Source organism: Nocardia sp. NPDC004722 (assembly GCF_053601505.1).
In genome coordinates this window covers 1-6,980 of record NZ_JBSGBY010000463.1, presented here as the reverse complement: position 1 = coordinate 6,980, position 6,980 = coordinate 1, and the positions used below count along the sequence as shown (strand labels likewise).

Annotated in this window: 6 protein-coding genes; all 6 read right to left on the bottom strand. The window is 69.1% G+C overall.

Translation table 11 applies throughout. The features are described from left to right. Positions 1–54: 54 nt before the first annotated feature. Positions 55–651: a GTP-binding protein gene (locus ACWELQ_RS33325; RefSeq protein ID WP_379352083.1), complete on the bottom strand. Its 597-nt coding sequence runs from the start codon at positions 649–651 to the stop codon at positions 55–57. Next, a complete protein-coding gene (locus ACWELQ_RS33320; RefSeq protein WP_379352084.1) occupies positions 632–1,006 on the bottom strand; it encodes a DUF742 domain-containing protein in 375 nt (124 codons plus the stop codon). The genes ACWELQ_RS33325 and ACWELQ_RS33320 overlap by 20 nt, the downstream gene beginning before the upstream one ends. After that, the gene (locus ACWELQ_RS33315) at positions 1,006–1,431 is read right to left on the bottom strand and encodes a roadblock/LC7 domain-containing protein (protein ID WP_040808376.1); all 426 of its coding nucleotides are present in this window, start codon (positions 1,429–1,431) and stop codon (positions 1,006–1,008) included. Before ACWELQ_RS33315 ends, ACWELQ_RS33320 begins: the two co-directional genes overlap by 1 nt. Beyond that, positions 1,409–4,054 (bottom strand): sensor histidine kinase, encoded by a 2,646-nt coding sequence (locus ACWELQ_RS33310; RefSeq protein ID WP_452401010.1) that lies wholly within the window; start codon positions 4,052–4,054, stop codon positions 1,409–1,411. Before ACWELQ_RS33310 ends, ACWELQ_RS33315 begins: the two co-directional genes overlap by 23 nt. Before the next feature lie 76 nt (positions 4,055–4,130). Continuing rightward, positions 4,131–4,535, bottom strand: coding sequence for a roadblock/LC7 domain-containing protein (locus tag ACWELQ_RS33305; protein ID WP_452401009.1), 405 nt, complete (start codon positions 4,533–4,535; stop codon positions 4,131–4,133). After that, positions 4,513–6,912 (bottom strand): sensor histidine kinase, encoded by a 2,400-nt coding sequence (locus ACWELQ_RS33300; RefSeq protein ID WP_452401008.1) that lies wholly within the window; start codon positions 6,910–6,912, stop codon positions 4,513–4,515. Before ACWELQ_RS33300 ends, ACWELQ_RS33305 begins: the two co-directional genes overlap by 23 nt. Positions 6,913–6,980 lie beyond the last annotated feature (68 nt).

The following is a 6,980-nucleotide window of genomic DNA, read 5'->3' as shown; positions in this document are numbered from 1 at the left end:
ATCGCGTCCGTCCAGAATTCTGGACGGACGCGATTCTCGTTGGGGGAGAGCAGATCAGACTCGGGCGGCGCCTGTTGATGCGGCTCGGTCGATGAGGTACTCGACGAGGGTCATGAGGACGTTTTTGCAGGAGGCGCGGTCTCGGGCGTCGCAGAGGAGGACCGGGATGCGTTCGTCGAGGTCGAGGGCGTCTCGGACTTCGACGGGGGTGTAGAGGGGGGCGTTTTCGAAGCAGTTGACCGCTACGGTGAAGGCTACGCCGCGGCGTTCGAAGAAATCGATTGCGGCGAAGGAGCTTTCGAGGCGGCGGGTGTCGGCGAGGACCACTGCGCCGAGGGCGCCTCGGGCCAGTTCGTCCCAGAGGAACCAGAAGCGGTCCTGGCCGGGGGTGCCGAACAGGTAGAGGACCAGGTTCTGGTCGATGGTGATGCGGCCGAAGTCCAGGGCCACCGTCGTGGTGGTTTTGCCTTCCACGCCACGCAGGTCGTCGACGCCCGCGGACAGCTCGGTGATGAGCTCCTCGGTGCGCAACGGGGTGATCTCGCTGATCGCCCCGACCATGGTGGTTTTGCCCACGCCGAAACCGCCTGCGATGAGGATCTTCACCGAGGCGGCCATGGGCTGGGCGGTATCAGAGTTTTCGAATGCCATCGAGTACCGCTCGCAAAATGTTGAGGTCACCGGGCACGGTCTCAGGCGAGGCCGGGGCTCGGAAGTTGAGTATGTTGTCTGAAATCAAATCCCCCACCAGGATTTTGGTCACCGCCAGCGGCAGCCGCAACGCGGCCGACACCTCGGCCACCGAGAGCGGCAGCCGGCACAACCGGACGATTTCCGTGTACTCCGGTTCGACACGTCGCAGTGGCGGCGCCGCATTGGGCACCACTACCACCGTGAGCATGTCCAGATCATGTCCCGCGCCCATGGTTCGGCCACCGGTCCGCGCGTACGGGCGTACGAGCGGACCGGCCGCGTCATCGAACCACTGTTCCCCCGGCCCCGGCATCATGACAGTCGGGGGTTGCCTTGTCCGGCCAGGTTCTGGCGGGGCGTGGTGGACAGGTAGTTGCCGACGCGCTGGACGGTCAGGTTCATCTCGTAGGCGACCATGCCGAGGTTGGCTTGTTCGGTGGCCTGCAGCGCTAAGCAGGCGTGGCTGCCAGCGGCGGTCACGAACAGGACCGCGCGCTCGAGTTCGATGACCGCCTGGCGGACGCCGCCGCCGTCGAATCGTCCACCCGCACTGCGCGCCAACCCGTAGAGGGTGGAGGACATGGCACCGAAGTGCTCCGCGTCCTCGCGGCTCATGGCGGAGGAGCGGCCCAGCAGCAGCCCGTCGGTGGAATGCACCACCGCGTGACGGACGCCCGCGAGCCGGTCGACCAGATCATCGAGTAGCCAGTTGAGATCACCAGCGTTTGAGGTGGTCACCGTCGCCTTCCTGTCGTTCCGATGCTCGTTCGTATATTGCCTGCGACTCGGACGCGAAAGAACCCGGGTCGGCCTGGCGACCCTGCCTGGTTCCGTTCTCGATGGCGGAGAACAGGTCTCGGGCCTGCTCGGCCGTCCGGTTGGCCGGAACCGCCGACTCGGGGGTCGACTGCTCCTGCGCCAATTCCGGTGCGAGACTTGCCTGCCGGCGCCGACGCGGGAGCGCGGGCCGGATGTCGGAGCCAGTGTAATGGGAACGTCCGAAATCGCGACCCCGGAAACCGTTCTCGGCCGGCGGCGCCTGCTCGGCCGGCGGCTCGGGCCGTGGATTGGTCGGCGGGTCGAACGGCGTCGCCGCACCGAAGGACATGACCGGCGGGACGAACGACCCGGTCGACGGCCCGAACGGCTCCGGCTGGGGTGCGGGCGGCGCGACGGGCGCGGCCGGGGCGATCGGCGGCGCGGCGGGCGGCTGCGGTGCGGCCGGACGCTCATAGGACTCGTAACCGACGATGGGCAGCTCGTAGTTCGAGATCATCGACGCCGGTGTGGCCGGGGCCGCGGGCAGCTGCGGCAACGCCGCCACGGCCAGGGCCGCCGCCGAGGGCTCCCCGTAGCCCACGCCGGCACCGGTGGGGGCGTCCAGTTGTCTTGTCACGACCGGGATTTCACCGGTGCGGCTGGAGGCGGCCACGGTGAGGCTGGTGGGCACCAGCACGATGGCGCGCACGCCGCCGTAGTCGGATTCGGTGAGCCGCACCGAGATGCCGTTGCGCGCGGCCAGCTGGGCGACCACGAAGCGGCCCAGGCGGAAGTCGTCGGGCAGCATGCTGGCACCGAAATCCGGTGCGTCGCGCAGGATCTCGTTGATCCGCGCGAACTCGTCCTCGGGCATGCCCATGCCCTGGTCGATGACCTCGATGGCCACGCCCTTGCCGACGATATTGCCGCGCACCTCCACCTGCGACTGCGGCGGGGAGAAGTGGGCGGCATTGTCGACCAGCTCGGCGAGCAGGTGCACGAGGTCGGCCACGGCGCTGCCCGCGATGGCCACCTCCGGCAGCCGGGCAATCTTGACGCGGGTGTAGTCGAGGGTCTCGCCGACGCTGGAGCGCACGATCTCCAGCAGCTGCACGGGATTTCGCCACTGCCGTCCGGGCTGACCGCCCGCGAGAATGATCAGGTTCTCGGCGTTGCGGCGCTCGCGGGTGGCGAGGTGATCGAGGCGGAAGTAGATGTCCAGCAGCGCCGGATCCTCCTGCTGCGACTCCGCGGCGTCGAGGATCTCCAGCTGCCGATGCACGATGACCTGGCTGCGGTGGGCGATATTGAGGAACATCGCCTTGACGCCCTCACGGGTGCGGGCTTCGGTGATGGCGGCGGACACGGCGGAGGCGTGCGCGTGGTTGAACGCCTTTGCCACCTGGCCGATCTCGTCCGAGCCGAAGTCCAGCACGGCCGCGGCCGCGACCGGGTCCACCGGCTTGCCCTCGCGCAGCTGCGCCATGATCTCCGGCAGGCCCTCGTCGGCCAGCGCGAGGGTGTCGTTGCGCAAACCCTTGAGGCGGCGGATGATCCGATTGGCCAGCACCAGCGAGACCGCGAACGCGAGCGCCGAGACCGCAAGCATGCCGCCACCCGCGAGCGCGGAGTCACGGGCATTGCGGTCACCCTCGGCGGCGGCCAACGCCTCGTTGTGCTTGCTCATCTCCTCCCACAGGTGCAGGACCTGGGTGTTGAGCCGATTGACGGTGTCGCGCCATTCCTGCGGAGTGAAGGTGATCGGCGCCTGCTGCGGCGCGACACCGGGCTTGCTGGGCGGAGTCGTGATCGGATCCAGCGCCCGCGAGATGAGCGTGTTCTCCATCATGACGATCTTCGTCCAGTCGGGATCGTTCATGAGGGCCTGCATGTCCTTGTCGCCGGTGCCTCCGTCACCACCGGCCAGGACGCCCAGGTTCACACGGTATGTGCCTGCCACGCGGGAGAATTCGATGGCCAGCTCGGGCGGCAGCGTACCGCCGGCCAGCAGCACCTCGGCCGCGGCGGCCTCGCGGGAGAGCATGTCGGAGGACTGCACGACCTGCAGGCCGTTGGCGACCTCGAGGGCCACCTCGGAGGTCGGCGCGTTGTCGGCGACCATGCGGGTGCCGATCCACACGACCTCGAGCAGCTTGCCGTAGAAGTAGTAGACGTCCGAGACGGCGATGGCATTGGAGTCGATCTGCGTGCGCAAACCGGACAGCTGGTTACCGAGGGTGTACACGCCGCCGACATTGTCGCCGATGCCCGAGGGGCCGAGCTTGGCCATGGTCGGGGCGATCGTCGCCAGGCCCTGGAACGCCTTGTCGAGCCGAACTCGCGCCTGCGCCAACGCCTTCGGATTCGCGTCGTCGCTGCCGCTCATCTGGGCCATCGACAGCTGACGTTCCTGCTGGACGGCCTCGATCAACTCCATGGAAACCGGGTTCGCGTCCTTCAACGCGTTCGCCCAGTCCCGTGCGTGCTTGCCCTCGACCACCAGGTAACCCGCGCCACCCACTCCGATCGCGAGCAGCGCCAGGCTCGGGACGAGTGCGATGGCGAGCACGCGGGTTCGGACCCCGAGCCTCGCTCTGAACATCGGGCAAAGGTAACGGGACGTAGGTCACATACGCCCCACGGGTTCCGTTGAGCGGGACTGAGATTGACGAAGCGATTCATGTATGCATGCGGTGACGCGGAGCCGCCGACAGGAACGAGCCCACCCGCTGCACGGTGAGGTTCATTTCGTAGGCGACCATGCCCAGGTTGGCGTCCGGGCCGGACTGCAGAGCCAGGCAGGCGTTCGCGCCCGCGGCGGTGACGAACAGGACCGCACGATCGAGTTCGATGACGGCCTGCCGCACCCCGCCCGCGTCGAATCGGTGTCCGGCACTGCGCGATAGGCCGAACAGGGTGGAGGACATGGCGCAGAAGTGTTCGGCGTCCTCACGGCTCATCCCGGCCGAGCGGCCCAGCAGCAGCCCGTCGGTGGAATGCACCACCACGTGCCGCACGCCCGCGAGTTTGTCGACGAGATCGTCGAGGAGCCAGTCGAGGTCACCAGCGTGGGAGGTGTTCACCGTCGCCTTCCTGTCGGAATGGACCGGCCGGGGGCAGGCCGGGATCGGCCAGCCGCCCTTGCCGGGTGCCGTTCTCGATGGCCGAGAACAGGTCTCGCGCCTGCGCGGCGCTGCTTTCGCCGGACGGCGCGGGGGAGGATTCCCCGGCGGTCGGCTCGGCCAATTCGGGTGCCAGGTTCTCCTGGCGGCGTCGGCGCGGCAGTTGCGGCCGCTCATCGACCGGGTCGTCCGGTTCGGCGACCGGCTCGGGCGGCATCTCCGGTCGCGGACGGCGAGGCGCGGTCGCGGCGGCGATCTCGTGCGCGCCGGTATGGTGCGCGGCCCAGGCATCGAAGCTCGCGGCGGACTCGGTGCGGATCGCGGGTGCGAGGGCGGCGGTTTCGAGGGCAGCAGGCTCGAAACCGGTGTCGCGCTGCGGCACCCGCCCGTAGTTCCTGGTGTCGGCGACGCTCAGCTCGCCCTCGATCACGGAGGACGGGATCAGCACGATCGCCCGCACGCCGCCGTAATCGGAGTCCGACAGGCGCACCGAGATCCCGTGCCGGGCGGCCAGCCGCGACACCACGAACAGCCCCAGACGCGAATCCGTCGACATGCTGGTGACGGCGAAATCCGGTGGGGCGCCGAGCAGAGTGTTCAACCGCTCCAGATCCTCGGGTGGGATGCCCATGCCCTGATCGCCGATCTCGACGGCCACCCCGCGGCCCACCGACGCCCCGGAGATCTCCACCCGCGACTGCGGCGGGGAGAAACTCGCCGCATTGTCGATCAGTTCGGCCAGCAGGTGGATGACGTCGGCGACGGCCAGGCCCGCGATGAAAGCCGAAGGCAGGCGACCGGTTCGGACCCGGGTGTAGTCGGCGGTCTCGCCGACCGCGCTACGCACCAGCTCGAGCAGCGGGACCGGATTGCGCCACTGCCGACCCGGCTGCCCGCCCGCGAGAATGATCAGGTTCTCGGCATTACGGCGCTCACGCGTCGCGAGGTGATCGAGACGGAAGTAGATGTCCAGCAGCGCCGGATCCTCCTGCTGCGACTCCGCGGCGTCGAGGATCTCCAGCTGCCGATGCACCACCACCTGGCTGCGGTGGGCGATATTGAGGAAGACCGCCTTCACGCCCTCGCGGGTGCGGGCCTCGGTCACCGCGGCCGCGACGGCGGTCGCGTGCGCGTGTCCGAAAGCCTCGGCCACCTGACCGATCTCGTCCCGGCCGAAGTCCAGGGCGGGCGCCCGCACGTCGATGTCGAGGTGTTCGCCCGCGGCCAGCCGCCGCATCGTGTCGGGCAGCTGCTCGTCGGCGAGGGCGAGGGTGCGGTCGCGCAAACGCCGGAGCCTGCGGATGATCCGGTTGGCCAGGGCCAGCGCGACCAGAATCGCGATCACGCCGACCACCACCATGCCCGCCCCGGCCCACAACGAGTTGCGGGCGGTGTCGGAGGCTGCGGAGCTGGCCAGGTGCTGTGCCTCGTTGTTCTCCGATTGCCACAGATCCGCCAGCCCGCGGGTGACCTCGTCGGAGCTGCGCTGCCAGTCGGCCACCGAGATCGGAAGCGGCTGCGGGGCGGACCGTTTCGTCGCGGTGTCGGTCTGCGGCAGGGTGCGCTGGGCGAGCACGGGCTCGATCACGCCGAGACGCTGCCACGCCGGGCTGGCGACCAGCGCCTTCGCCGCCGCGGACTGCTGCTCGTCCCGCGCGGCGACGATGGCGTCGACCCGCGTGCGGTAATAGCCGACCAGACTGAGGTATTCGTTGCCGAGCTCGGGGGAGAGGTCGTCGCCGTCGATCAGTGACGCGCCGAGGGCATAGGCGCGGCTCATGGCCTCGAGGCTGTGCAGGATATCGGCCGCCTGGGTCAGTTCCACCGTGGTCGCGGCGTCGGGTGCGGTCTTCTCCGCGACCTCCACGCCCGCCATCACGCTCTCCGGAATCCGGTTGTAGAAGGCGTAGGCGTCGGCGAGGGGCACGGTGCCCGCGTCCACGCCGCTGCGCAGTCCGGACAGCCGCTTCCCCACGTCGCTGATGGCGTCGGTGGCCTGCCCCATGGATTCCGGACCCATCCGGGTCAGCGCGGACTGGGTCGGTGCCAGGACGCGCAGTGCGCTGTCGAGCCGTTGCCGAGCCGTGGTCAGTTGCCGCACATCGATTTCCATGCCCGCCACCCGCCACAGCGTCAGCTGGCGTTCGCTCTGCACGGCCTCGATGAGTTCACGGGTCGGCGCGATACCGGCCTGCATTTCGTCGGCCCAGCCACGGGCCCGATGGGAGCGGTCCACCAGCGTTCCGGCCGCACCGACGCCGAGGATCACGAGCGCCAGACTGGGGACCAGCGCGATGGCCAGGATCCGGGTGCGGACCCCGAGCTTCGGAAAGCGCATCGCTGCAACGTAACTGCGGTCCGGCTGCACTGGCGTGGCGAGTCCTTTTGTGCGGGACGGGATTTGAC